The organism is Aeromonas sp. 97A (assembly GCF_051919185.1).
In the GTDB taxonomy this organism is placed as follows: Bacteria; Pseudomonadota; Gammaproteobacteria; order Enterobacterales; family Aeromonadaceae; genus Aeromonas; species Aeromonas veronii.
The window spans coordinates 1,793,328-1,819,329 of the sequence record NZ_JBQBFF010000001.1 but is presented as its reverse complement, the minus strand read 5'-3'; the positions used below and the strand labels follow the sequence as shown (position 1 = coordinate 1,819,329).

The following is a 26,002-nucleotide window of genomic DNA, read 5'->3' as shown; positions in this document are numbered from 1 at the left end:
CGCCCAGCGTCTGACACCATGATCCATTCAGCGAAAGAGCGTGATCCTGACGGACGTGCACCGCGCTGGATCCTGGCCGACTTTGACGACACCCTGGCCCCCGGCGACAGCCACGCCGGTCTGCTGCGCTATATCCTGTGCCGCCGGATCTGGCCGCTGCTGCTGTTGCCAGTGATTGCGCTGGGTGGGTTGGTCTATTTGTTGCCAAGTCAGCGGCTACCCAGCCAGCGGCGGCGCGGTATCTCCCTTATCTGGTGGGCCATCACGTTGGGGCTTTCCCCTTTGGACTGGCGCAAGCTGGTGCGCGCCTATTGCCGCATCAGGCCGGGACTGTTTCGTCAGGCTCGCGAGCTGCTGCAAAGCGAGGGGGCGCGCTGCTGGGTGATCTCCGCCAGCCCCTGCGCGCTGGTGCGAGCCCAGCTCTATCAGCAACTGCCCGGCCAGTTGCCCCACCGGATCATTGGCTCGCAGATGCACTACCGTTTTGGCGGCCTGATGCCCCGCTTCTATTGCCACGGCCAGCACAAGCTGCTGCCGGAGATCTGCGCCCTCGATGCCGAACTGGCGCTTAGCGACAGCCTGCACGATCTGCCGCTGCTGGGGTTGGGGAAAGAGGCGTGGTTGATCAATCCGACGCCCACGCGACTGCAAAAGGCCCGGGCCTGCTTGCCCCATCTGATGGTCAAAAACTGGCAACTGTAAGGCAAAGCTGACAGTCCTGCGGGTCGTTACCGTTTGATCCGCAAGGCTGCGGCTCGAATGTCACAATCCATTTACATCTTTTGCTGCCAGCTGCGAAAAACTATCTGCAACCCGCCTCTTCTCTTCCTGCTACGCCCTGCTTCTAATGAAACAAGTTGTTAACACTTGCCGCGCCGCTGGGTGCCGCAATCCGTTTTAACCGAATCAAGAGCAAGGAGCGCCCGATGAATGCCACCTCTTCCGCCACCCATACCATCAATCCGTTAGGCACTGACGGTTTCGAGTTTGTCGAGTACACGGCCCCCGATGCCAAAGGGATTGCCGCCCTCAAGAGCCTGTTCGTTTCGCTCGGGTTTGCCGAGGTCGCCAAGCACAAACACAAGCAGTGCTGGCTCTACCGGCAGGGGGATATCAATTTCGTGGTCAATGCCGAGCCTCACTCCCAGGCGGAGCAGTTTGCCAGCCTGCACGGGCCGAGCGTTTGCGGCATGGCATTTCGGGTGAGCGATGCGGGCAAAGCCCAGCAGTACGCCATCGCCAAGGGGGCCAAGCCCTTTGTTGGCAAAATTGGCCCCATGGAACTCAATATTCCCGCCATCTACGGTATCGGCGAGAGCACTCTCTCCTTTGTCGACCGCTATGGCGACAAGGGCTCCATCTATGACGTGGATTTTGTCTTCTACCCCGACTGGCAGGCCCGGATGGCCGAGGTGGATGCCGGTCTTATGGAGATCGATCACCTGACCCACAACGTCCATCGCGGCAATATGGATGTCTGGTCCAACTTCTACGAGCGGATCGGCAACTTCCGTGAGATTCGCTACTTCGATATCGAGGGCAAGCTGACCGGGCTGCATTCACGCGCCATGACCGCCCCCTGCGGCAAGATCCGTATCCCCATCAACGAGTCGGCGGATGACAAGTCCCAGATTGAGGAGTACCTGCGTCAGTACAAGGGGGAGGGGATCCAGCACATCGCCATGGCCTCCAGCGATATCTACCACACCATCCGTACCCTGCGCAGTCGCGGTACCGGCTTTATGCCGACGCCCGATACCTACTACGAGAAGGTGAACAGCCGGGTCGAGGGGCATCAGGAGGATCTGGCGGCCCTCAAAGAGCTGCGCATCCTCATCGACGGCTCCCCCACCAAGGATGGCATCTTGCTGCAGATCTTCACCGATACCGTGATTGGCCCAGTCTTCTTCGAGATCATCCAGCGCAAGGGTAACGAAGGGTTTGGCGAGGGCAATTTCAAGGCGCTGTTTGAATCGATCGAGCTGGACCAGATCCGCCGCGGCGTGCTGGGTGGCGGCGAGGATGAGAAGGGTGCCCGCAAAGAGGGAGCGAGCGATGCGTAACTGGATTAACTTCCCCCATCGGGAGGGAACCCACTCCCGGCAGGCCCATGCCGACCTGCCGGAACAGGCCATCTATGAGCGCGAGTTGGGGCGCAGCGGCTTTTTCGGCCCAGCTACCCACATGCACCACAAGCATGCCCCCACCGACTGGAGCAGTTGGGAGGGGCCGCTGCGGCCACGGCTGTTTGACCTCAATGCCCTGCAAGAGGAGGTAAGCTCGCTCTCTCCCTGGATTGCTCCCGATATTCTCAGCAACCCCCACTGCCGCTATCGCATCTGGCGGCTCTCCGAGGCAATGCCGTTTCTGGTGCGCAACGCCGACGGTGACGAGCTGCTCTTTATCCACGAAGGGAGCGGAGAGTTCTTCTGCGACTACGGCCACCTGACTCTTCGCGATGGCGACTACGTGGTGATCCCCCGTGGCACCATGTGGCGCATCGAACCCAGTGCGCCCATGTTCATCCTGATGATCGAGGCGACCAACGACAGCTATCAGCTGCCGGATAAGGGGCTGGTGGGCAATCACGCCATCTTCGACCCGGCGGCGCTGGATGTACCCGCTATCAACGAGCGCTTTTTGGCCCAGCAGGATGAGAATCCCTGGTCGCTGCAGGTGAAGCGCCACGATCAGGTGTCGGTCATCACCTGGCCGTTCAACCCGCTGGATGCGCAAGGTTGGCACGGGGACTTGTGTGTGGTGCGCCTCAACTGGCGGGATATCCGCCCGCTGATGAGCCACCGCTACCATCTGCCGCCATCGGCTCACTCCACCTTTGTGGCGAGCCGCTTCGTGATCTGTACCTTCGTGCCGCGCCCCATCGAGAGCGATCCCGGTGCCCTCAAGGTGCCCTTCTATCACAGCAATGATGATTACGACGAGGTGCTTTTCTACCACGCAGGGGATTTCTTCAGCCGCGACAATATCGAGCGGGGCATGGTCACCTTCCATCCCGCCGGTTTCACCCACGGCCCCCATCCCAAGGCGTTTGCTGCGGGGCAGGCCTATGCCAAGAAGTTCACCGACGAGGTGGCGGTTATGCTAGATACCCGCGATGCGCTGAACGTCGGCAGTCTGTGCGAAGGGATAGAGAACACCCGGTATGTCTCCAGCTGGCAGCGCCCGGACGCTGCTGCCGGCAAATAAGGAATCGCTTATGAAATTGGCAACATTGAACAATGGCAAGCGCGATGGCGCTTTGGTGGTGGTGAGCCGGGATCTGACCCGTGCGGTACGGGTGAGCGAGATTGCCCCGACCCTGCAGGCCGCCCTCGATGAGTGGGCCGAGGTTGCCCCCAGGCTCGAGGCTGTCTATCAGCAGCTTAACGAGGGCCGTGCGGTAGAGGCGTTCCCCTTTGATGAAGCGTCTTGCCTCTCTCCGCTGCCGCGTGCCTATCAGTGGGCCGATGGCAGCGCCTACGTCAACCATGTGGAGCTGGTGCGCAAGGCGCGCGGCGCCGAGATGCCCGAGAGCTTCTGGCGCGATCCGCTGATGTATCAGGGGGGCTCCGACAGCTTTTTGGCTCCCCGTGGGCCGATTGTGATGGGTTCGGAAGAGTGGGGGATCGATTTCGAGTCGGAGGTCGCCATCATCACCGACGATGTGCCGATGGGGGTGAGCGCGGAGGGGGCCGCCAGCCACGTCAAATTGCTGATGCTGGTCAACGATGTGAGCCTGCGCAACCTCATTCCGGCGGAGCTCGCCAAGGGATTTGGCTTCTTCCAGTCCAAACCATCCAGCGCCTTCTCGCCGGTGGCCATCACCCCGGATGAGCTGGGCGATGACTGGCGTGATGGCAAAGTGCATCTGCCGCTTCTGACTCACCTCAATGGTGCCCTGTTTGGTGCGCCAGAAGCCGGGGTGGATATGACCTTCAGCTTCTTCGAGCTGATTGCCCATGCCGCCAAGACCCGTCCCCTAGGCGCTGGCTGCATCATTGGCTCGGGCACCGTCTCCAACTACGATCGCAGCGCCGGTTCATCCTGCATCGCCGAGCGCCGCATGCTGGAAATTCTTGATTGTGATCAAGCTATAACCCCCTATTTGCAGTTTGGTGATAGAGTGTCGATCGCGATGGAGGATCGCTCTGGCCAAAACCTGTTTGGCACCATATCTCAACAGGTGGTGCCAGCGAGCGGTCAGGGAGGTTGATGGCCAGCGCCGGTTGGCGGCAAGGATTTTCGGGATATGTCCGGATCACGACGAGCCCTCAACCGGTGCCGGATACACAAGGAGGCAGGTGGCGAGCACCTGCCGGGCTTCGGGCCCAGATAAGATGCAGGGACAGATTATGTTGCAGTTGTTTGGCTATTGGCGTTCGTCGGCAAGTTTTCGGGTGCGGATCGTGTTGCAGCTCAAGGGGCTCGCCTACGAGCAGCATCCCATCAATTTGCGGCAAGGCGAGCAGAGCGAGAAGGCTTATCGCCGGATCAACCCGCAAGGGCTGGTGCCGTTTCTGGTGGATGGCGATGTGCAGATCGGTCAGTCGGTCGCCATCATGGAGTACCTCGACGAGACCTATCCCGCCTACTCACTGATGCCCTCTTCCCCCGACGCGCGGGCCCGAGTGCGTCAGATCGTCAACATGATCGCCTGCGATATCCACCCGCTCAACAATCTGCGGGTACTCAACTATCTGGAAGAGCACTTCAGGGCCAACAACGAGCAGGAAGCCCGCTGGTATCGCCACTGGATTGACGAGACCTTCACCGCCCTCGAACAGCTGTTGATGACTACCGCCGGTGTCTACTGTGTTGGCAACGAAGTGACTCTTGCCGACTGCATGCTGGTGCCCCAGGTTTACAACGCCCGCCGCTACGACATGACCCTGGACGATTACCCCACCATCCGCCGCATTGTCGCCAACTGCGAACAACTGCAAGCTTTTATCAAGGCGGCCCCCGCCAACCAGCCGGACGCGCAGTGACCTACTGACTTGAATCGCGGGATGGCATCAACACGCCATCCCGCGCGTTATATCTCCTCATCTCTTTATTTCCCTTCTGTATGCGCCTTGCGTGCCTCGTGTTGACGGCTGAATGTCGCCAAGGATCCTGCACTTGTCACACTTATCAATATTTTGCATCGATTGAGTCTTTGTTGTTGGTGTTTTGGGCTGCCAGTCACACTTAAGTCAGTTGATTGGGCCTAGTATCGCCACGCCAGCGGAACAGCGGAAAGCAGAAATGCGCACAGGTCGCCTATCAGGGGGCCTTGGCTACCTCCCTGGTTTCCACGGTTTATCCGCACTGCTCTTTTTCGTGTTTACGGTTTGATGGCCCGCACTGTCCGGCCCGTGTCACTGCGCAGATCCCTTGTGACAGCGGCAGGTTGACTGGCGTGCCACCGCTTATTTGCAACCACTCTGTGCAACAAGGAGATCTCATGTATTCCGTCAAAAAGTGCGTCGTCGCACTCTCCATCAACCTTGCTCTCTTCTCGTCGGCGTTCGCCTGTACCACCTTGCTGGTCGGCAGTGAAGCCAGCGCCGATGGCTCCATGATGGTGGCCCGCAGCGCCGACAGCGATGCCCTGAAAGCCCAGCATTTCGTGATCCATCCGGCCAAGCAGGGGCAGAGCGGTATGCACAGCTCCAAGGCTCACAACGGTGCCAATGATTTCAGCTATCCCTTGCCGAAAAACTCCCTGCGCTATACCACGGTACCGAACTGGAAGACCCAGCTGCACGGCGCCACCGGATTCAATGAGAAGGGGGTAGGGGTGAGCGGCACCGAGTCCATTTTTGCCTCACCCGAAGCGCTCGCCGTCGACCCTTATGTCGAGGACAAGGGGATCACCGAGGATGACATTCCCGATGTGCTGCTCTCCCGGTCTACGTCGGCCCGCGAGGCGGTCGCCCTGCTGGGCAACATCATCGAGACCATAGGTGCGGGAGAGGGATTTGGCGTCGCCGTGGTGGATGATAACGAGCTCTGGTATCTGGAGACCGCCACCGGCCACCACTGGATGGCGCAGCGTCTGCCGAAAAATCACTATTTTGCCACCGGCAATCAGGGCCGCCTGCAGCAGTACGATCCGGCCAGTGCCGACATGATGGGCTCGAAAAATCTGATTGAATTTGCCACCGAGAAGGGGCTCTACCATCCGCAAAAGGATGGGGCGTTCAACTTCTCGAAAGCCTATACCCGCGATGACGAGCGGGATCGCACCTATAACGATCCGCGGGTCTGGACCATCCAGCAGATGTTCAACCCCTCGCTCAAGCAGGCGGTGGATGCCGGTCGCCAGTTCCCGGTCACCCTCTCCCCCGAGAAGAAGATGACGCTGGAGGAGGTCAAGGCGGTGCTGCGCAATCACTATGACGGCACCGAGCACGATCCCTACAGCAAGGGGTTGAACGGTCAGGAGCCGTGGCGCCCTGTCAGTGTGTTTCGCACCTACGAGTCCCACGTGATGCAGGTACGCCCCTGGATGCCGCGCGAGGTGGGGGAGGTGACCTATCTGGGCCTCGGCATGGCGGATCTGACCGCCTTCGTTCCCTACTACAGCGGTCTGGAAGCCTATCCGGCGCACTATGCCATAGGTAGCGACAAGGCCGACAGCGACTCCATCTACTGGAAATATCGCAAACTGCAGACCCTGGTGATGACCGATTACCCCAAATTGGCCCCCATGGTGAAGCAGGCGTACCAGAGCTGGGAGGCTAAGATCGCCAAAGAGCAGAAAGAGATGGAAGCCAACTACCTGAAAACGGTCAAGACCGACAAGGTTGCCGCCAACAGCATGCTCAACGACTTCAATCTGCGGGTGATGCAGGAGGCCGAAACGCTGACCGAGGATCTGACCAACCAGATCTTCACGGTGCGCACCCAGGATATTCAGGCCGATATCTTCTTCGCCAACAAGGCGAAGAAGGATTAACCGCGACGCACTTATCATGCAGAAGGGGGGGCGGTCGGTTTGAGCAGCCGCCGGGCTAACCGGCCCCCAGCTCATTTTTCCTCTATCGATGCCGGAGCCTGTGCTCCGGCATTTTTCCTTGATGACATCCCGCCAATGTGTCTGGCCCGGGCAGTGGATTTCGCTACCCGATACGAAAGCAGAGACTTTCATTCAGGTTTTTATTTCGCCTTTCAGCATATCAGGCATGTGATCAGCTACCCACTTTTGGTTATCTGATGGCTTTTATGCAGCTTTTCTGTGTTATTTATCACTAACCATTGATTCGACTGTGATGGGCACTCTCTTTATCCATCTCATTTTTTCTCGTTAATCCAAGGCGTTATCGCTTCATCAGACGGCTGTTTGCAGAAAAAGGCGGCTGCTTTCTGAATAAGGCGACCGCGCCGCCGGATCTCGTCACGGCATCATATCCGTCACTACTCACAGGACTACCGCAATGCATATTGTCGACAGATTTTTGGGATACACCGCCATCAATACCACCACCAATCGTGAAGCGGGCGCCGCCGGGGTAATGCCCTCCTCCCCGGGGCAGCGGGTGCTGGCTGACAAGGTGGCGCAGGAGCTGATCGCCCTGGGGTTGACCGTGGAGGTGGCGGATAACGCCATCCTGACCGCCACACTTCCTGCCAATGTGGGCGGGGATCTGCCCACCGTGGCCTTCTTTGCCCATCTTGATACCAGTGCCGAACACACCAACGATACCCATGCCCAAGTAGTGGCCTATGAAGGGGGGGATATCTGCCTCAATGCCGAGCTGCAGATCACCCTGCGCCAGAGCGAGTTCCCCGAGTTGGCCAACTATGTCGGCGATCGGATCATCGTGACCGACGGCACCAGCCTGCTGGGGGCCGATGACAAGGCGGCCATCGCCGCCATCGTCAATGCGGTGGCCCATCTGCAGGCACACCCGGAGATCCCCCACGGCACCATCAAAATTGGTCTGGTACCTGACGAGGAGCAGGGGCTGCGCGGCGCAAAGGCGTTTGATACCGCCCGCTTTGGCGCTGACTTCGCCTATACCCTCGACTGCTGCGGCATTGGCGAGCTGGTCTATGAGAACTGGAATGCGGGGGATGCGGAGTTTGTCTTTCACGGTGCCTCGGCCCACCCCATGTCGGCCAAGGGTAAGCTGAAGAACTCGCTGCTGATGGCGCACAAGTTTATCGCCATGCTGCCGGGGGGCGAAGCGCCCGAATATACCGAGGGGCGCGAGGGTTACTACTGGGTCAAGCAGATGCAGGGCAACAGCGCCCAAACTGTGCTCAAGCTGGATGTGCGCGACTTCACTCAGGATGGGTATCAGCAACGAATGACCCTGCTCGACACCCTCGGCAAGAGCTGTCAGGCCCTGTGGGGTGAGCAGAGCGTGAGTTACCACTTGAGCGATCGCTACAGCAATGTCTTCAACAGCCTGCAGGGGGAGAACCGCTATCCCATCGAACTGGCGCTGGCCGCTTACCAGACGCTGGGGATCACCCCCAAGCCCATCCCGATGCGCGGTGGTTATGATGGCGCCGTGCTCTCCCAGAAGGGATTGCCCTGCCCGAACCTCTTCACCGGTGCTCACAACTTCCACTCCATCTATGAGTACCTGCCGGTCAGCTCCCTCGAGGCGGCCAGTGCCGTGGTGATCGAGATAATCAAGCTCACCCACGCCAGTTTCAGCCGCTAAGGAGTCGTCATGTTTCAGGTAGTGATTGCAGTGCTGGTCATCGTGCTGGTGGCCAGACTGATCCTCAAAGGCTATCGGGCCGAGCCGGTGCTGTTTGCCGCCGGACTGGTGCTGATGGTGGCAAGCCAGCTGGCAGGGTGGGGGAGTGTGCTGCCCAAAGGGGTCGAGAGCACCGGGATTGCCCTGTTCGATCCGTTTGAGGTGATGCGGGATCTCTTCAGTTCGCGGGCGGCCGATCTGGGGCTGATGATCATGGCGCTGATGGGCTTTGCCCATTACATGGATCATATCGGTGCCAACGATGCGGTGGTGCGCATTGCGATTCGTCCGCTGCGCCGGTTGCGCTCCCCCTATGTGTTGCTCTTCTTCTCCTATCTGCTGGCCAGCGCGCTGCAACTGGCGATCCCCTCGGCGACCGGTCTGGCGGTACTGTTGATGGCGACCCTGTTCCCCATCATGGTAGGGCTTGGCCTCTCTGCGGCCTCGTCGGCCGGGGTGATTGCTACCTCCCTCGGGGTGGCTTATACCCCGACCGCTATTGACGCCATCCGTGCAACCGATGCGGTGGGCATGGGCCACAACGTGATCGAGTATGTCTATACCTATCAGGGCCCTGCCGCGCTGGCGACAGTGCTGGTGGTGGGCTTGATGCACGTATTTTGGCAACGTCGTTGCGATCTGCAGGACGGACACCAGCATCAGGGCGCGGCTACGGTGGATGAGTCGGCGCAACAGGTCGGAGTTCCCGGCTTTTATGCCATTTTGCCGATGCTGCCCATCATCATGGCGGTGGGCTTCTCTTCCCTGTTTGTCGATCACATCAAGCTTAACGTCATCACCATAGTCATGATTTCGATGTTTATCAGCATGGTGGTGGAGGCAGCCAGAACCCGTGACATGAAGCAGGTGTGCGGCGGTTTCAGCCACTTCCTTAACGGCATGGGGTCAGCGTTCAGTAACGTGGTGGGGCTGCTGGTGGCGGCGGGGATCTTCGCCCACGGCATCAAGGTGCTGGGGGTGATCGATATCCTTATTGTCGGCGCCGAACATGTAGGTTTGCCCGCCTTTGCCATGGCGATCGTCTTTGCGCTGGTCACCCTTGCGGCGGCCATCATTATGGGCTCCGGCAATGCGCCCTTCCTCGCCTTTGTCGAGCTGATCCCGCAGATCGCAGCCAGCATGGGGGTAAATACCGCTGCCATGATCCTGCCTATGCAGCAGGCGTCTCATATGGGGCGCGCCATGTCGCCAGTTTCCGGGGTGATTATCGCCGTCGCCAGCGGTGCCAAGCTGACGCCGTTTGCGGTGATCAAGCGCACCTCGGTACCCCTGATGGTCGGCTTTGTCTTCCATACCCTGATCGTGGGGATCTTCTATCTGTAACTGCCCCTTCGGTTATCAGGAGATGAAATAACCAAAAGCCCTTCACCATGGTGAAGGGCTTTTTGCATCGTGTTATGCCACTTGCAGTGGGGGGCGTCCAGCTAAAAACGGTACTCGATATGGAGGGTATGGCTGTCCAGCCCCGGGTTCTTGTCATACATATAGGCGTTGGACATGTGCTCATACTGATAACCGATCAGCCAATTCTTGGTGATGGCGTAACCGAAGCCGATACCCAGGGCGAACTGGAAGGGGCCGCCGTAATCCTTGTAGCCGTGGCCGCGGGTTCCGAATTGATACTGATCGAGCCAGACCATTTCGCCGGGGAGCCAGGTCACCCAGTTACCCCATTGGCATTCTATACGGGCGCCACCTCCCAGTCTGGCGGTCTCTTCATCTTCTACCTTGAGCGTCCCACCACGCACCCCCAGTCCAAATTGGCAGCCAGAATCTCCCCAACGCCAAAACATATGGTGGAACTTGGCATCGGCGATTTTAATGTCTAGCTTTTCCTTGCTGAAGGCCTTGCCAAGCTGCAGCACCACGATATTTTCATTGGCCATCGTAGCTGGACTGACGAGCAGTGCTGTCAGTAGGCCAATCCTTGATAGAGTGTTAGCGTCCATGCCCCCTCCCGATCCTTGTTGTCATCGTGGTGATCCTGTTGATCACCCTTCAGGCATAGTCAATCGACGCGCTCCCTGTCAATGCATGGTCACTCGGTAAAAAAATTAAATATTTATGAAAAATCAACTATCTGCGATGGTCTGATGTGATTTGGCAGGCGTGACCGCGGGGAGATGAAAAAGCCCTTCACCATGGTGAAGGGCTTTTTGCTATCTGGCGTTATCCGCTCGCTTTGGCGTGCAGGCTCAGTAGCCCTGCTGGTGCACGTCCATTACGGCGCGGCCGGACGGGTCGGCCATCTCTTTGAACTTGGCATCCCACTCCAGCGCGGTAGGAGTGGAGCAGGCGACCGACTTGCCGTAGGGCACGGTGCGGGCTGCGGCTTCCAGCGGGAAGTGCTCGTCGAAGATGGCGCGGTAGAAGTAGGCCTCTTTGGTGAGCGGGGTGTTGATGGGGAAGCGGAAGGCCGCTGCTTCGAACATCTGATCCGTCACCTCTTGTTCCACCATGGCTTTCAGGCTGTCGATCCACGAATAACCTACGCCGTCGGAGAACTGCTCCTTCTGACGCCATGCCACTTCATGGGGCAGCAGATCCTCGAACGCTTCGCGCAGGATGTGCTTCTCGATTTTGCCTTTGCCACACATCTTGTCGGCAGGTTGCAGGCGCATCGCTACGTCCATGAACTCCTTGTCGAGGAAGGGCACGCGACCCTCCACACCCCAGGCGGCCATCGACTTGTTGGCGCGCAGGCAGTCATAGAGGTGCAAAGAGGCGAGCTTGCGCACGTTCTCTTCGTGGAACTCTTTGGCGTTGGGTGCCTTGTGGAAATAGAGGTAGCCACCAAACAGCTCGTCGGAGCCTTCACCGGAGAGCACCATCTTGATCCCCATCGCCTTGATGTAGCGTGCCATCAGATACATGGGCGTGGAGGCGCGGATGGTGGTGACGTCATAGGTCTCGAGGTGATAAATGACGTCCCGCAGGGCATCCAGACCCTCCTGCACGGTGAAGTGGATCTGGTGGTGGATGGTGCCCAGATGATCAGCCACCTTGCGGGCGGCGGCGAGATCCGGCGACCCTTCCAGACCGACGGCGAAGGAGTGCAGTTGCGGCCACCAAGCTTCGCTCTTGCCATCGTCCTCGATGCGGCGCGCCGCATAGAGCTTGGTGATGGCGGAGATGACGGAGGAGTCCAGCCCGCCGGAGAGCAGCACGCCATAGGGCACGTCGCACATCAGCTGGCGTTTGACCGCCGCTTCCAGCGCCGCTTTCAGCTCGGCCTTGTCGCTGACGTTGTGCTCGACCGCGCTGTATTCCATCCAGTCGCGCTTGTACCACTGTTTGAGCTCGCCATCCTTGCTCCACAGGTAGTGTCCCGGCGGGAAGGTCTCGACGCTCTTGCAGACCGGTACCAGCGCCTTCATCTCGGAAGCGACATAGAAGTTGCCGTGCTCGTCGCGGCCGGTATAGAGGGGGATGATCCCCATGTGGTCGCGACCAATCAGGTAGGCATCCTGTTCAGCGTCATAAAGAATGAAGGCAAAGATGCCGTTGAGATCGTCGAGAAACGCCGGGCCCTTCTCCTTGTAGAGAGCGAGCAGCACTTCACAGTCGGATTTGGTCTGGAACTGGAAGTCGACCTTGAGGGTTTTCTCCAGCTCTTTGTGGTTGTAGATCTCGCCGTTGACCGCCAGCACATGGGTGCGCTCGGGGTTGTAGAGCGGCTGGGCGCCATTGCCCGGATCGACGATGGCCAGACGCTCATGCACCAGAATGGCTTTGTCGGAGCTGTAGACGCCGGACCAGTCAGGCCCGCGGTGACGCAGTCGCTTGGACATCTCCAGCGCCGATTTGCGCAGGGCTACTGCATCGGACTTGATATCCAGAATGCCGAAAATTGAACACATTGGCGGTAATCCTCTTGATTTTTATATGAGCCCCCCACGTTTGGGCTCGAAATTCCATTTACATTCCTCGTCAGACACAATGCCTAGCGGAAAAACCTTTTGCAAGCGGGAAAACCGCAGAAAATCATGCCGTAAGCGTCAAGCGGATCAACTGGATAAGGGTTACTGCAACGGGGCAGGGTGACGTGGACGTCAAGCCGAGGCGGGTTCGAAGATCACATAAACCTTGCGACAGGGGGTGAGGGTCTCCCACTCTCCGACAAAGCCGGCGGGAATGACAAATTGATCGCCGGGTTTGAGGGCAAGCTGGCCGCCCTGACGGTCGTGGATCACCACATCCCCTTCCAGCAGCTGGCAATACTCGTGCTCGGTGTAGTGGATGGCCCAGCGGCCCGGCTCGCAGGCCCAGAAGCCCACGTGAAACTGCTGGCTGGGGTCGGAGTAGTGATTCCAGATATTTTGCGTCGGGTTGCCCGCCCTGATGCGCTCGGGGGCGGGCATCAGCGGGGTAGGGGCCGCCTCGTGGCGGTCGAGCAGGATCCAGTCGTTGAGGGTCTTCATGGTGCCTCCCTGGTAATGAGATATGAAAGCGGGGCCATCCCGGCCCCGCGTTTGTTCGTTTTATTAAACGAGGTTGAGCATAACTTAAACGATGCACATCTCCTTGCCAAGAGCCCTTGCCAAGAGCCCTTGCCAAGGGCTGCTGGCCGACGCTTCAACGCGGCTGCAAGCGGCGGATCACATGGCGGGCAAAGCCGCTGCCCGCTTCGTTGTAGACGTTGAACACCGCATCTACCCCCTGCTCCTGCAGGGAGGCGATATCATCCTCGAAGCGAACGATGGCGGCGATCTTGCCGTTAAAGCCGTGGCTGCGCAGCTTCTCGATGGCGTAGAGGTTACCCGAGTGGTGGGGCATCGCCAGCAGCACCAGATTGACCTGATTGGAGAGCAGCACCTTGTCCCAGAAGTCGGTATCGGTGGCATCCCCCTCGATGACGTTCATCCCCTGGGCACGCAGGGTAGGCAGCTTCTCGCTGTCGTTCTCCACCCCGAGGATGACGTTGCCGTATTTGTTCTCCAGCTCGAAGTAGGCCCCCTGACCGATCCGCCCCATGCCGAGGATGATCACCTCGGCATCGCCCAGCTCGATGGGCCTGTCTTCCGGATGGAGGTTGCTTGCCTGCAATCCCCGCAGCCAGTGGCCGATGCGGTGGTAAATGCGCTCGCTCTGGGCATTGAGGGGAGCGGAGATCATAAAGCTCGCCGCCAGTGCCAGCGAGACTGCCACCAGCCACTCGTGGGAGAGCCAGCCTGCCTTGGCGGCGATGGCGGCGACGATCAGGCCAAACTCCGAGAAGTTGGTGAGCGCCAGGGTGGAGAGCAGCGCGGTACGCACCCGCAGGTGAGCGCCGCTGTAGACCAGATAGTAGAGGACACTTTTGAGCGGCAGGGCCAGCACCAGCGCCAGTGCCAGCAACATGGTGTCGTGGGTCGGCAGGCCGTTGAGGCCGATGGTGAGAAAGAAGCAGACCAGAAAGAGGTCTTTGAGATTGAAGAGCGCCTTTGCAAGCCCTGCCGCAGCCGGATGAGATGCGAGCAGCATGCCGATGATGAGGGCCCCCAGATCCGGCTTGAGGCCGACCACTTCAAAACCGGCAGCCCCGACCACCAGCGCCAGAAAGACTCCGAACAGCACCTGCAGCTCGCCGTGACCGGCCCGCTCCAAGAGCTTGAAGAGCAGCGGGCGCAGCAGCGGCAGCCCCAGCACCCAGAGTGCCCAGATACTGGGCCATTTGCCGCTGGAGAAGGCCAGAAACGCCACTGCGAATACATCCTGCATCACCAGCACACCGATGGCGATGCGGGCGTAGAGGGCGTTCATGTCGCTGCGATCTTCCAGCACCTTGACCGCAAAGACGGTGCTGGAGAAGGAGAGGGCAAAACCCAGCAGCAGCGCCAGCTTCCAGTCCAGCGAGAGGGCAAGTTCAAGCCCCAGTCCCTTGCAGACCAGCAGAACTACGGTAAAGAGCAGGGTGGAGAGCAGCAGGTGCAGGCTGGTAGCGCCCCACACATCGCGCCGCATCAGGGTCTTGATATTGAGCTTGAGACCGATGGTGAACAGCAGCAAGGTGACGCCGAGATCGGCTACCTCGCTCAGGGCAGGAGTATTTTCATATCCCATGCCGTTGAGGATAAAACCGGCGGCCAGAAAGCCGAGCAGGGGGGGCAGGCCAATCAGATTGACTACCATGCCGCAGCCAAAGGCCACAGCGATCAGAATGGGTTCCATAACAGATCCTGCAAGGGCAGGAGAGACCTGCCCTGTTTAACGCTTGGGTGGTGATTAGACGATATCGATGTCGACCACGGAGTCGAAAATATGGTTCGGGCGAAACGGCATGCGGTCGATATCGGCGACCTTGCTCACCCCGGAGAGCACCAGCACCGTTTCGAGACCGGCCTGAAAGCCCGCCAGAATGTCGGTGCGCAGGTTGTCGCCGATGATGATGGTGTCGTCGGAGTGGGCCTCCATCCGGTTGAGCGCCGCACGGATGATCCAGGCGCTCGGCTTGCCGACATAGAACGGCTTCTTGCCGGTCATCCGCTCGATGGGGGCGCACAGGGCGCCGCAGGCCGGGTGCATCATGGGGCCGTGGGTATCGGGGTTGGTGGCGATAAAGCGGGCCCCCTGATCGACGAACTTGGCGCCCTGTTGCATCATGGTCCAGTTGTAGTTGCGGGTCTCGCCCACCACCACGAAGTCCGGGTCGATATCGGTGATGGTGAAACCGGCCTTGTAGAGCTCGTGGGTCAGCGCCCCTTCACCGATCACATAGGCCTTCTTGCCATCCTGTCGCTTGAGAAAGTCGGCGGTGCCCATGGCGGAGGTGTAGAAGCACTCCTCCGGCACCTCGATCCCGGCGGAGCGGAAGCGGTTTTGCAGATCTTTCTGGGTCTGGGCCGGGTAGTTGGTGAGGAACAAGAGCTTGCTGCCCTGCTCCAGCAGGCGATGGACGAAACGGTCGGCACCGGGGATGAGATCGTTGTTGTGCAGGATGACACCGTCGATATCGCAGATGACGTTCTTCTTCATGAAAACTCCTTGTCAGGGCGCAGGCGAGCCGCCAATCGTTAAGATGTTCAATCATTTATGATTTTTGTGACGCCATTATAAGTCTGTTTGATGACAAGTCTCCCCTGTCTCGCCACTTCGGTGCACAATAAAGCTGCCGTCGGGTCAGTCTGGTGGAGGGGCTGACGCCGGATCACTTTGCTGATGGAGCCGTCGCTATGGACACCCCGATTCCCAAGCCAGTCACCCCCGAACACCTCACCGCCGCGCAATTTATCGCCGGACTGCCGAAACTGGAGCTGCACCTGCATATCGAGGGCAGCCTCGAACCCGAGCTGATATTTGAGCTGGGCCGCCGCAATAATGTGCCACTGCCCTGGCCCGATGTGGCCAGCGTGCGCGCCGCCTATGACTTTGACTGCCTGCAATCCTTTCTCGATCTCTACTATTGCGGCGCCAGCGTGCTGGTGACCGAGCAGGACTTCTTCGACCTCACCTGGGCCTATCTTGAGCGGTGCGCCGCCGACAAGGTGGTGCATGTAGAGATCTTCTTCGACCCGCAGACCCACACTGCCCGCGGTATCCCCTTTGCTACCGTGCTCGGCGGTATCGAGCGGGCGCTGCAGCGCGGGGAGCAGGAGTTTGGCATCAGCTGGCGCCTTATCATGAGCTTTTTGCGCCACCTGAGCGAAGAGGAGGCCTTTGCAACGTTGGCAGAGGCTATGCCCTTCTTGTCACGCATTCACGGCATCGGCCTCGACTCGGGGGAGAAGGGCAATCCGCCGACCAAGTTTGCCCGGGTCTTTGCCAAATGCCGCGAGCTGGGGCTGCCGGTGGTGGCTCACGCAGGTGAAGAGGGCCCTGCCGACTACATCTGGCAGGCGATCAACGAGCTGCAGGTATGCCGCATCGATCACGGGGTACGCTCGGCCGACGATCCCGAGCTGCTCCGTTATCTGGCCGACACCCGGCTGCCGCTCACCGTCTGCCCCCTCTCCAACACCCGGCTCAAGGTGTTCGGCAATATGGCCCAGCACAATGTGTTGCGGCTGCTGGAGCAGGGGCTCTGCGTCACCATCAACTCGGACGACCCCGCCTACTTTGGCGGCTATATGAATGCCAACTTTGCGGCGCTGGCCGATGGCCTTGGCGCGACCATGAGTCAGCTCTGCCGCTTGTCGCTCAATGCGGTGGAGGCGAGCTGGCTAAGCTTGGCCGACAAGGCGCGGCTGACCCGGGAGATCCGCAGTTATGCCGCGACTCACGGGGTGATCCTGCATTGAGTCAGGCGCCAATGAAGTCGAGATGAGATGCAGTAGATATAAAGAGAGGCCCGTCATCACTGGCGGGCCTCTCTTATTTCAATGGCTGGTGTGGTTGCTTGAGGAGGGCTGTATTACGCCACTCGCACCAGAAACTTCTCGCCCTGTCCTTCGCGCTTGAAGCGCTCGAGCAGGGTAGGCAGTGCCTCGAAATTGCCCACCACCAGCGGCGGCAGGGTCAGCTCACCGCTCGCCATCTGCTCCATCATGGCGACACCGGCGGCCACCAGTCGGCTCCACTGCTTGTCGGTGCCAAAGGCGTGCTGGGCACCGAGCGCAATCTCGTGCAACGAATGGCAATGGGCAAAGGCGGGCAGCGGATTGTGCGGGATGCGCCCGAGCACAGTCACCATATGACCGTAGTAGCCAAGGGCGGGCAGCAGGCTCTCTGCCTGCTGGCTGGAGACCAGATCGATGATCCCCTCGAACGGCTCGTTGCCGTTGGCCACCTGCAAGGTGACCAGCCAGTCGGGATCCCGATAATCGGCCACCCCCTGCACGCCGATCTGTTTGAGCCAGTGATGGTGGTGTGGGCTAGCGCTGGCAAAGACCCGCGCTCCTTGCTGGAGGGCGAGCTGCACCGCAAAACGGCCGACGCTGCTGCCAGCACCTGTGATGAGCAGCGCTTCCCCGTGCAGCCGCGGCAGCTTGGCCAGCGCCTGCCAGGCGGTGAGGCCGGGACAGGGCAGGGCGGCGGCGGCCTCGTCACTCAGGGCATCGGGCACCGGCAGCAGGGCGCGGGCCGGTACCCGGGTGTGGCGGGCAAAGCTGCCGTGGTGGCGCAGGTCGGTGTGATAGGCGACCCGGGCGCCGAGACGCAGATGGCTGACGTTGGCGCCGAGGGCCACGATAGTGCCCATGCCATCGACGCCGGGCACCTGACCATCCTGCCAGTTGGAGTGGCCATATTCGGTCAGCTTCCAGTCCACCGGATTGAAGGCGATGACCCGGTTTGCCACCAGCACCTCGTCAGGGGCGAGCGGTGCCAGGGGCAGATCGGCGAGGGTAAGCTGGGTCGGTTCACCGGGGGCATGCCAGCACCAGGCTTGGGTGTGATTCATGATGACTCCTTGTGAAAGCGAGGGGAGATAACAACGAGATCATTGCAACAGTGATTCGGTCAGTCATATCACTGTTGCTAATGCGCAACAATACGGCAGGCCCCAACCAGTGGGGCCTGCGTTACGTGGCCGGTTGGCCATTGGCAATCAGCGGCTGGTCGCTGCGTCATCGGCCTGATAGACGGGGTAGTCGGTCAGCCCTTTTTCGCCGCCGCCAAACAGGGTGGCTGGATCGTGGGGGGCCAGCGGATAGCCGTGGCGCAGCCGGTTCGGCAGATCCGGGTTGGCAACGAAGGGGCGGCCAAAGCCAATCATGTCGGCCCAGCCCGCGTCGAGGGCGGCGCGTGCCTGCTTGCCATCATATTTGCCGGCGTAGATCAGGGTGTTGGGGAAGGCATCCCGCAGACCCAGCTTGAAGTTCTCCGGCATCAGGGGGGCATCGTCCCAGTCCGCCTCGGCAATGTGCAGGTAGACCACGTTGAGCTGGCCCAGCAGACGGGCGGCCGCCAGATAGGTCTCCTGCGGGTTGGCATCGACTGTGCCGTTGAGGGTGGTGAGCGGCGCAAGACGCACCCCGACACGTTCGGCCCCGATTTCGCTACTGACCGCCTCGGTCACCTCTTTGAGAAAGCGCAGCCGGTTTTCCAGCGATCCGCCATAACTGTCGGTGCGGGCGTTGGATTCGGAGTCGAGGAACTGGTTGATCAGATAACCGTTGGCGGCGTGTAACTCGATGCCGTCAAAACCGGCGCTGATGGCGTTGCGAGCCGCCTGACGGAACTGGCCCACCACCGCATCGATATCGGCTTGAGTCATGGCGCGCGGAGTGACGGTCTCGACAAAGCCCGGCGCATCGCTGCCGTTATCGACGAACACCTTGACGCCCACTGCGGGCAGGGCTGAAGCGGAGATGGGCTGGGCGCCGCCGATGTTATCCGGATGGGTGACGCGGCCCACGTGCCAGAGCTGGGCGAAGATGGTGCCCCCCTTGGCGTGCACGGCATCGGTCACCCCTTTCCAGCCAGCGATCTGCTCGGCGCTGTAGATGCCCGGCGTCCAGGCATAGCCCTTGCCCATGGGGTCGATTTGGGTGCCTTCGCTGATGATCAGGCCCGCCTCGGCGCGCTGGGCGTAGTAGCTCGCCATCATGGCGTTGGCCACATCACCCGGCTGACTGGCACGGGAGCGGGTCATGGGGGGCATGACGATGCGGTTGGCAAGGTGCAGCTGGCCGAGGCGCAGCGGGCAGAACAGGTGATCGTGGCTCATCTTGAGTTCCTCATGGTGGAAGTGAGGCCACTTTATGCCGCCATCTTGTTGTGAAAAAGAGGGGTAATTGCACAAGAGAATTGTGCTTGATGCAGCAATCAGTGCAACCCGCCGGGAAAGAAGGCGTTGAGGCATAAAGTTGAAGCATAAAAAAGAGGGCCGTCTGGCCCTCTTCGGTTTTCTGCTGGTGGCAGGCTCAAGCCGTGGCGGGCATCACTTTCACCCGCTCGATGCGCCGCTCGCTCACCTCGATCACCTCGAAGTTGAGCTGCTGCAGTTGCAACTGCTGACCCGGGGTGGGCAGAGTGCCGAAGTGGGAGAGCAGCATGCCCGCCAGGGTCACGTATTCATCGCTCTCGCTCACCAGTCCCTCGTGCTCCAGCACCTGCTCCACATGGTGGATGTTGGTGCTGCCGTTGATCAGCCACCCTTCGCCATCGCGCACGATATCCGGGGTTTCGTCCTCGTCCGGCAACTCGCCGACGATGGCCTCCAGCAGATCGTGGGTGGTGACCAGCCCCTGGATCACGCCAAACTCGTCGGAGACCAGAATAAGGCTCCCCTTGGCTTTGCGCAGCTCCGCCAGCAGCTTAATCACGTTGATGGTCTGCGGCACGATAATGGGGTCGTTCTGCTTGGCCAGTTCGCTCAAGGATTGCCCTTCGTTCAAGGCAAACAGCAAGTCGCGCGCCTTGACCACCCCGATCACCTCGTCCAGATCCCCGTCACAGATAGGGAACAGGCTGTGGGGCTCGCGCTGCAGCAGGGCGCGGATCTCGTCGCTGGAGTCGTTGATATCGATCCAGGCCATCTCCGAGCGCGGGGTCATGATGGTGCGAATGGAGCGCTCGGCCAGCGACAACACGCCGGTCACCATATAGCGCTCCTCCTCGCCAAAGCTCACCGGCGCTACGGCAGGGGCATCCAGATCGTCATCCGGCTGATCCTGATAGGCCTTGCTGCCCATCAGCTTGAAGATGGCGGCTGTGGTGCGCTCGCGCAGCGGCTGTTTGGATTCGTGACGTGGCGCTGCGCTGGGCCAGCTGGTTGAAAAACTCGATCAGCACCGAGAAGCCGATGGCTGCGTAGAGGTAGCCCTTCGGAATGTGGAAACCGAACCCTTCCGCCACCAGGCTGAAGCCGATCATCAGCAGGAAGCTCAGACAGAGCACCACCACGGTGGGGTGGGCGTTGACGAAGCGGGTCAGCGGTTTGGAGGCGAGCACCATCACCACCATGGCGATGGTCACGGCGGCCATCATGACGCCGAGGTGTTCCACCATGCCGACGGCGGTGATAATGGAGTCGAGCGAGAAGACCGCATCGAGCACCAAAATTTGGGCGATCACCACGCCGAAGCTGGCGTAGGCGCCGACCGGGCCGTCATCCTGAGGTTTGGCTTCCAGCCGCTCGTGCAGCTCGGAGGTGGCCTTGAACAGCAGGAACAGGCCGCCCCCCATCAGGATCAGGTCCCGACCGGAGAAGGGGTGATCCCACAGGTGCAGAATCGGGGTGGTCAGGGTGACCAGCCATGACATGACGCTCAGAAGTCCTAGTCGCATCAGCAGGGCCAGCGACAGGCCGATGACGCGGGCCTTGTCCCGCTGGGCGGGGGGCAGTTTTTTCACCAGAATGGCGATAAAGACCAGGTTGTCGATCCCCAGCACGATTTCCAGAATGATCAGGGTAAACAGACCGATCCAGATATGGGGATCCAGCAGCAATTCCATTGTATGACCTCAATAAAAACAGACAGAGCAGAGAGTGATCACGGCGCGCGATGGCCGCAGTAACAGCAAGGCAAAGGTGTTATTCAGAGGCGCTGATTAAGCAGAAAAAGATAGGCTTTGACAGAGAGAGACGAAGGGCAACTTCGGGGATTGTCCATGATGGGCAATAAAACCTCGGGTGAAAAATGAGCCCTGATGATAACGGCTGGCGCCAATTTGGCAAGAGCAGCGTCAGCGAGGCGTGATGGGGTTGTGATGCGACAGGGGAGGCGGCGGTGCCGCTCTCCCCCGTGCGGTCGTTACAACCAGCGCTTTTCGCGGGTGAAACAGACCGAGAGCCAGGCATCGCCCAGAGTGTCGCCAAGGCGAGACCAGAGCTCCTGGCGCAGGGCATCCTGACGTTCGACGGGCCACTCCTGACCCGGCGCCACCAGAATGTTCAATTCCAGATCGAAGCGGCGACCGCTTTTGGCCAGATGGCTGTAGCACTCGATGCCGTGGCGCTGGCGCAGCGCCTCGATCTCCTGCTCGACTTGCCGTGGCACATCCCCCTTGGGGGCGATCTTCAACACTTCCCGTAGGTTGCGGCCGAGCACCTTGATGGGAATGAGAGTTGCGCAGAGGGCCAGCAGCGAGACCAGCACCGGGTCTATGTAGCGGTTGTATTGGCCGTAGCCGATGGCATCAAGGCCAATGGCGACCACAAAGCCAATCAGCAGGGTGGCGCTGAGCAGGGTATCCACCAGCCACTCCTTGGAGTCGACCCGCACCAGCTCGGAGTCTACCTGTTCGGCAACCTGGGCTTCGATGCGATAGATGATGGCGCAGAAGAAGGTGGAGACGGCGGCATAGATGAGAGCGTGGCCGAGATCGATCTCTCGTCCGCCATCCAGCAGGGTGGTGATGCCGCTATAGAGAGCGCCAAGGCAGAGCAGCAGAATAATGGTGCCATTGATGACGTTGGTGATGGGCTCGAAGTGGGCATAGCCGTACTGGAAGCGCGCATCGGAAGGGCGGGTAACGAGATAGGCGGTAACAAGACCGAGGCCCGTCATGCCCATGCTGAACAGGGTGAAGATACCATCGAGCATGATGGCGTTGGAACCGACGAAGAGGCCGTAGCCGATGCCGAAGATGGCAAAGGTGATACAACCGAACAGCGACAGGGTAAGCGCCTGTTTTTCGGTGGTGACCAGCGTACTGATAACATGGCTGTGGTGAGCCATAAAAGTCCTCCTTTCAAATGGTGAATATTGCCAAGCGCAAGCGGTTTTCTAGCTGATATACTGCCCGCTCACATGTGAGCGGACTGGCCTGATTGCCATTGACAGGCGGCTGGCCAGTCGTTGTCGCCGGCGTGCCGGCATCAAGCAAAGGATGGGAACAAGGATTCATGATCCCGAGACTCGATTACCAGGACAGTTTGTCACCCACAACCCTGCAGTTTCTTGAGTTGCTAGAGCGCAGCGCATTTCGTGGTGATATCGAAAAGTCTTATGCAAGCCGGTTGGCGATGGCGACGGATAACAGCGTCTATCAGGTAGTACCTCAGGCGGTTCTCTATCCGCGCAGTGCGGACGACATAGCAGCAATGCTCAAGCTGGCCGCAGAGCCGGCGTTCGCCTCCTTGAGTTTTTTCCCTCGCGGTGGCGGTACCGGCACCAATGGCCAGTCATTGGGCGGCGGCATTATCGTCGATCTCTCCCGTTATATGAACCAGATCATGGAAATTAATCTGGAGGAGGGGTGGGTGCGTGCCCAGGCCGGGGTGGTGAAAGACCAGCTCAACGCCTATCTCAAGCCCCACGGTTACTTTTTCTCGCCGGATCTCTCCACCTCCAATCGCGCCACCTTAGGGGGCATGATCAACACCGATGCCTCGGGGCAGGGGTCTCTGGTCTACGGCAAAACCTCGGATCACGTGCTGGGCCTCAAAGCCGTGCTGGAGAATGGCGACATCATGGCGACCGAGCCGCTGACCGGTGAGCGACTGGCCGACAAGCTGGCGCTGGAGAGTCGCGAAGGAGAGATCTATCGCACCCTCTATCGTATCGGCAAGGAGCGCCGCGCCGACATCGAGGCGACCTTCCCCAAGCTCAACCGCTTTCTGACCGGTTACGATCTCAAGCACCTCTATCAACCGGATACCGACACGCTGGATGTGAGTCGGGTGTTGTGCGGCTCGGAAGGATCCTTGGGATTCATCACCGAAGCCAAACTCAATATCACCCCCATCCCGCGTTATCGCACTCTGGTCAACGTCAAGTACGACAGCTTCCCCTCCGCCCTGCGCAATGCCCCCTTTATGGTGCAGGCGCAGGCTCTCTCGGTGGAGACGGTGGACTCCCGGGTGCTCGGGCTGGCCCGCGCCGACATCATCTGGCATTCGGTGAAAGAACTTATTCAGGATGTGCCCGGCAAGGATCTGCAGGGACTCAACATTGTCGAGTTTGCCGATACCGACGAGGCGGAACACAAGGCCAAGGTGGCGGAGCTCTGCCGCCGTATCGACGCGCTGCTGGCCAAGGGCGAGGCGGGGATCATCGGCTATCAGGTGTGTGACCACCTGCCGAGCATCGAGACCATCTACACCATGCGCAAGAAGTCGGTGGGGCTGCTGGGCAACGCCGAAGGACGCAAGAAGCCGGTGGCCTTCACTGAAGACACCGCCGTGCCGCCCGAGTCACTGGCCGATTTCATCATGGAGTTTCGCACCCTGCTCGACGCCCACGGCCTCGACTACGGCATGTTCGGCCACGTCGATGCCGGTGTGCTGCACGTGCGCCCGGCGCTGGATTTGTGCGATCCCGAGCAGGAGGTGCTGCTGCGCCGCATCTCCGATCAGGTGGTGGCGCTCACCGCCAAATATGGCGGTCTGATGTGGGGCGAGCATGGCAAGGGCTTTCGCTCCGAATACAGCCCCGCCTTCTTTGGAGAGCTGTGGGAAGAGCTGCAGCGGGTCAAGGGGGCGTTCGACCCGGCCAACCGTATCAACCCGGGCAAGATCTGTATCCCCTACGGTAGCGGCGCCGAGCTGGTGTCGGTGGATGGCCCCAAGCGCGGCAAGTATGACCGCCAGATCCCGCTCGCGGTGCGCACCAGCTACACCCGCGCCATGGATTGCAACGGCAACGGCCTCTGTTTCACCTTCGAGACCGACTCCCCCATGTGCCCCTCGGTCAAGATCAGCCGCGATCGCCGCCACTCCCCCAAGGGGCGGGCGGGCCTGATGCGTGAATGGTTGCGTCAGCTGGCGGAGCAGGGCTTCGATCCGTTGGCGGAAGAGGTGGCACTGCAATCCGGTGGTGTGCGCTTCAAACAGCTGGTGGACAAGGTGCGCAACAGCTGGGCTAAACAGCGCGGCGAGTATGATTTCTCCCATGAGGTGATGGAGGCCATGTCGGGCTGTCTGGCCTGCAAGGCATGTACCAGCCAGTGCCCGATCAAGGTGGATGTGCCCGATTTTCGCGCCCGCTTTATGCAACTTTATCACGGCCGCTACCTGCGCGCCCCCAAGGATTACTTCGTCGGCACCGTTGAAAGCTATGCTCCGTTGCTTGCCAAGGCGCCGAAGCTGGTCAACTTCTTCCTCGAAAAAGAGTGGGCCCAGAAGGCGACCGAGAAGAGCATCGGCATGGTGGATGTGCCGCTGCTCTCGGTGCCGACCCTGGCCGAGAGCCTGCATGACAACCGCGCCCGCTATTTTGATCTGCCTGGACTGGAGCGGATGAGCGTCGAGCAGCGTAAGCAGGTTGTGCTCATCGTGCAGGATCCCTTCACCAGTTATTACGATGCCCCCGTGGTACGCGACCTGGTGAAACTCGCCAGCAAGCTCGGTTTCCAGCCCTATCTGCTGCCCTTTAAACCCAACGGCAAGCCCCAGCATATCAAGGGGTTCCTGCGCGCCTTTGCCCGCACCGCCGCCAACAGCGCCAAGTTCCTCAACAAGGTGGCGGCGCTTGGCATTCCCATGGTGGGGGTGGATCCGGCCATGGTGCTCTGTTATCGCGACGAGTATGCCAAGGCGCTGGGGTCGGCTCGCGGTGATTTTCAGGTGTTGTTGCCGCAGGAGTGGCTGCTCTCGCTGCCGGCAGATCAACTGCCTGCTCGAACCGACAAGACCAGGAGCGAGGAGGGGGGCGAGCCCTGGTATCTCTTTGCCCACTGCACCGAGAAGACCGCCAAGCCCTCGACCCACGGCGACTGGAGCACCCTGTTTGGCCGCTTCGGGGCCAGCTTGCAGCCGGTCTCTGTGGGTTGCTGCGGTATGGCGGGCACCTATGGTCACGACGTCAAACAGGTGGAGAACTCCAAGGGCATCTATGGGTTGAGCTGGGCTGACCCGCTCGCCCGTCTACCCAAAGCGCGCTGCCTGGCGACCGGCTATTCGTGCCGCAGTCAGGTCAAGCGGATGGAGGGGGAAAAGCTCAAACATCCATTGCAAGCCCTGCTGGAGCTGCTCTGATGCTGACGTTTCCCAAGCGGTTTCGGGTGCCGAAGGCCTATCGGCATCCACGTTTCTTGCTGTTACCCGCCACTCCTGCTCAGGCGGTGGTGGAGTTTGTTGCCATGTTGCGCGAGCGCGAGCAGCTCCATCAGCTGTTTCGCCCGCACGATCTCTGGCCCTCAGCCAACTTCAGCCTGAGCCAGCACGAAGGAGATCTGGAGTGGCAGCAGTCGGAGTTTCTGGCCAAGCGCTCCTTTGCCTATGGCCTCTGGAGCCCGGATCGGGAGCCGCAATTTTGGGGCGGGGTTTATCTCTACCCCTCGGTGCTGCCGGAGGTAGTGGTGGAGCTCTTCTTCTGGAAGGTGGCAGAGGCGCCTATCACGGATGAGGAGTTGGAGATTCAGCTGCGCGACTGGCTCGCCAGGGTGTGGCAGTGGCCAGAACCCCGTCTGCCGGGGCGAGAAGTGCCTTGGTCCGAGTGGCCCGGCGTTACCTACCCTTGGTGATATCCCGCTTAAAG

19 protein-coding genes and 1 pseudogene are annotated in these 26,002 nt (G+C 60.2%); 11 read left to right on the top strand and 9 right to left on the bottom strand.

Annotated elements, in window-relative coordinates:
* Positions 1–18 precede the first annotated feature (18 nt).
* The 8 genes from ACTG27_RS08075 to dcuC all read left to right on the top strand — a co-directional run bounded on the left by ACTG27_RS08075 (position 19) and on the right by dcuC (position 10,043).
* Positions 19–702, top strand: coding sequence for an HAD family hydrolase (locus ACTG27_RS08075; protein WP_439979470.1), 684 nt, complete (start codon positions 19–21; stop codon positions 700–702).
* 224 nt (positions 703–926) lie between these two features.
* On the top strand, positions 927–2,063 hold the full coding sequence (hppD, locus tag ACTG27_RS08070; protein WP_335841118.1) for a 4-hydroxyphenylpyruvate dioxygenase: 1,137 nt from the start codon (positions 927–929) through the stop codon (positions 2,061–2,063).
* The gene (locus ACTG27_RS08065) at positions 2,056–3,207 is read left to right on the top strand and encodes a homogentisate 1,2-dioxygenase (protein WP_422840651.1); all 1,152 of its coding nucleotides are present in this window, start codon (positions 2,056–2,058) and stop codon (positions 3,205–3,207) included. The genes hppD and ACTG27_RS08065 overlap by 8 nt, the downstream gene beginning before the upstream one ends.
* Before the next feature lie 10 nt (positions 3,208–3,217).
* On the top strand, positions 3,218–4,213 hold the full coding sequence (locus ACTG27_RS08060; protein WP_439979469.1) for a fumarylacetoacetate hydrolase family protein: 996 nt from the start codon (positions 3,218–3,220) through the stop codon (positions 4,211–4,213).
* Positions 4,214–4,352: 139 nt separating this feature from the next.
* A complete protein-coding gene (maiA, locus tag ACTG27_RS08055; protein ID WP_005361400.1) occupies positions 4,353–4,988 on the top strand; it encodes a maleylacetoacetate isomerase in 636 nt (211 codons plus the stop codon).
* A 458-nt stretch (positions 4,989–5,446) separates the two neighbouring features.
* Positions 5,447–6,943, top strand: a complete 1,497-nt coding sequence (locus tag ACTG27_RS08050) for a C69 family dipeptidase (RefSeq protein WP_227096291.1) — start codon at positions 5,447–5,449, stop codon at positions 6,941–6,943.
* 478 nt (positions 6,944–7,421) lie between these two features.
* Positions 7,422–8,660, top strand: a complete 1,239-nt coding sequence (pepT, locus tag ACTG27_RS08045) for a peptidase T (protein WP_227096292.1) — start codon at positions 7,422–7,424, stop codon at positions 8,658–8,660.
* Positions 8,661–8,669: 9 nt separating this feature from the next.
* Positions 8,670–10,043, top strand: a complete 1,374-nt coding sequence (gene dcuC, locus ACTG27_RS08040) for a C4-dicarboxylate transporter DcuC (protein WP_439979468.1) — start codon at positions 8,670–8,672, stop codon at positions 10,041–10,043.
* A gap of 101 nt (positions 10,044–10,144) precedes the next feature.
* On the opposite strand, the gene ACTG27_RS08035 is transcribed toward dcuC, so the two are convergent.
* From ACTG27_RS08035 to ACTG27_RS08015, 5 genes are all read right to left on the bottom strand, one after another.
* Positions 10,145–10,669 carry an acyloxyacyl hydrolase gene (locus ACTG27_RS08035; protein WP_439979467.1) on the bottom strand — a complete coding sequence of 175 codons (525 nt, stop codon included), beginning with the start codon at positions 10,667–10,669 and terminating at the stop codon, positions 10,145–10,147.
* Between the two features lie 246 nt (positions 10,670–10,915).
* Positions 10,916–12,580 carry an asparagine synthase B gene (gene asnB / locus ACTG27_RS08030; protein ID WP_005344767.1) on the bottom strand — a complete coding sequence of 555 codons (1,665 nt, stop codon included), beginning with the start codon at positions 12,578–12,580 and terminating at the stop codon, positions 10,916–10,918.
* Between the two features lie 192 nt (positions 12,581–12,772).
* The gene (locus ACTG27_RS08025; protein WP_439979466.1) at positions 12,773–13,141 is read right to left on the bottom strand and encodes a cupin domain-containing protein; all 369 of its coding nucleotides are present in this window, start codon (positions 13,139–13,141) and stop codon (positions 12,773–12,775) included.
* Between the two features lie 154 nt (positions 13,142–13,295).
* Positions 13,296–14,870, bottom strand: a complete 1,575-nt coding sequence (locus ACTG27_RS08020; protein WP_439979465.1) for a cation:proton antiporter domain-containing protein — start codon at positions 14,868–14,870, stop codon at positions 13,296–13,298.
* A 54-nt stretch (positions 14,871–14,924) separates the two neighbouring features.
* Positions 14,925–15,674 (bottom strand): HAD-IIA family hydrolase, encoded by a 750-nt coding sequence (locus ACTG27_RS08015; RefSeq protein WP_005337281.1) that lies wholly within the window; start codon positions 15,672–15,674, stop codon positions 14,925–14,927.
* Positions 15,675–15,871: 197 nt separating this feature from the next.
* Between ACTG27_RS08015 and ACTG27_RS08010 the strand changes: the two genes are divergently transcribed.
* Positions 15,872–16,936, top strand: coding sequence for an adenosine deaminase (locus tag ACTG27_RS08010; protein WP_439979464.1), 1,065 nt, complete (start codon positions 15,872–15,874; stop codon positions 16,934–16,936).
* Positions 16,937–17,049: 113 nt separating this feature from the next.
* On the opposite strand, the gene ACTG27_RS08005 is transcribed toward ACTG27_RS08010, so the two are convergent.
* From ACTG27_RS08005 to ACTG27_RS07990, 4 genes and pseudogenes are all read right to left on the bottom strand, one after another.
* Positions 17,050–18,036, bottom strand: coding sequence for a zinc-binding dehydrogenase (locus ACTG27_RS08005; protein WP_439979463.1), 987 nt, complete (start codon positions 18,034–18,036; stop codon positions 17,050–17,052).
* 147 nt (positions 18,037–18,183) lie between these two features.
* The gene (locus tag ACTG27_RS08000; protein WP_439979462.1) at positions 18,184–19,305 is read right to left on the bottom strand and encodes an alkene reductase; all 1,122 of its coding nucleotides are present in this window, start codon (positions 19,303–19,305) and stop codon (positions 18,184–18,186) included.
* Positions 19,306–19,501: 196 nt separating this feature from the next.
* Positions 19,502–21,035: pseudogene (locus tag ACTG27_RS07995) on the bottom strand (TerC family protein).
* Between the two features lie 299 nt (positions 21,036–21,334).
* A complete protein-coding gene (locus tag ACTG27_RS07990) occupies positions 21,335–22,261 on the bottom strand; it encodes a cation diffusion facilitator family transporter (protein WP_005361338.1) in 927 nt (308 codons plus the stop codon).
* 167 nt (positions 22,262–22,428) lie between these two features.
* Between ACTG27_RS07990 and ydiJ the strand changes: the two genes are divergently transcribed.
* Together ydiJ and ACTG27_RS07980 are read left to right on the top strand one after the other, a co-directional pair.
* A complete protein-coding gene (gene ydiJ / locus ACTG27_RS07985; protein ID WP_439979461.1) occupies positions 22,429–25,500 on the top strand; it encodes a D-2-hydroxyglutarate dehydrogenase YdiJ in 3,072 nt (1,023 codons plus the stop codon).
* Positions 25,500–25,988, top strand: a complete 489-nt coding sequence (locus ACTG27_RS07980) for a hypothetical protein (protein ID WP_439979460.1) — start codon at positions 25,500–25,502, stop codon at positions 25,986–25,988. The genes ydiJ and ACTG27_RS07980 overlap by 1 nt, the downstream gene beginning before the upstream one ends.
* Positions 25,989–26,002: the final 14 nt, after the last annotated feature.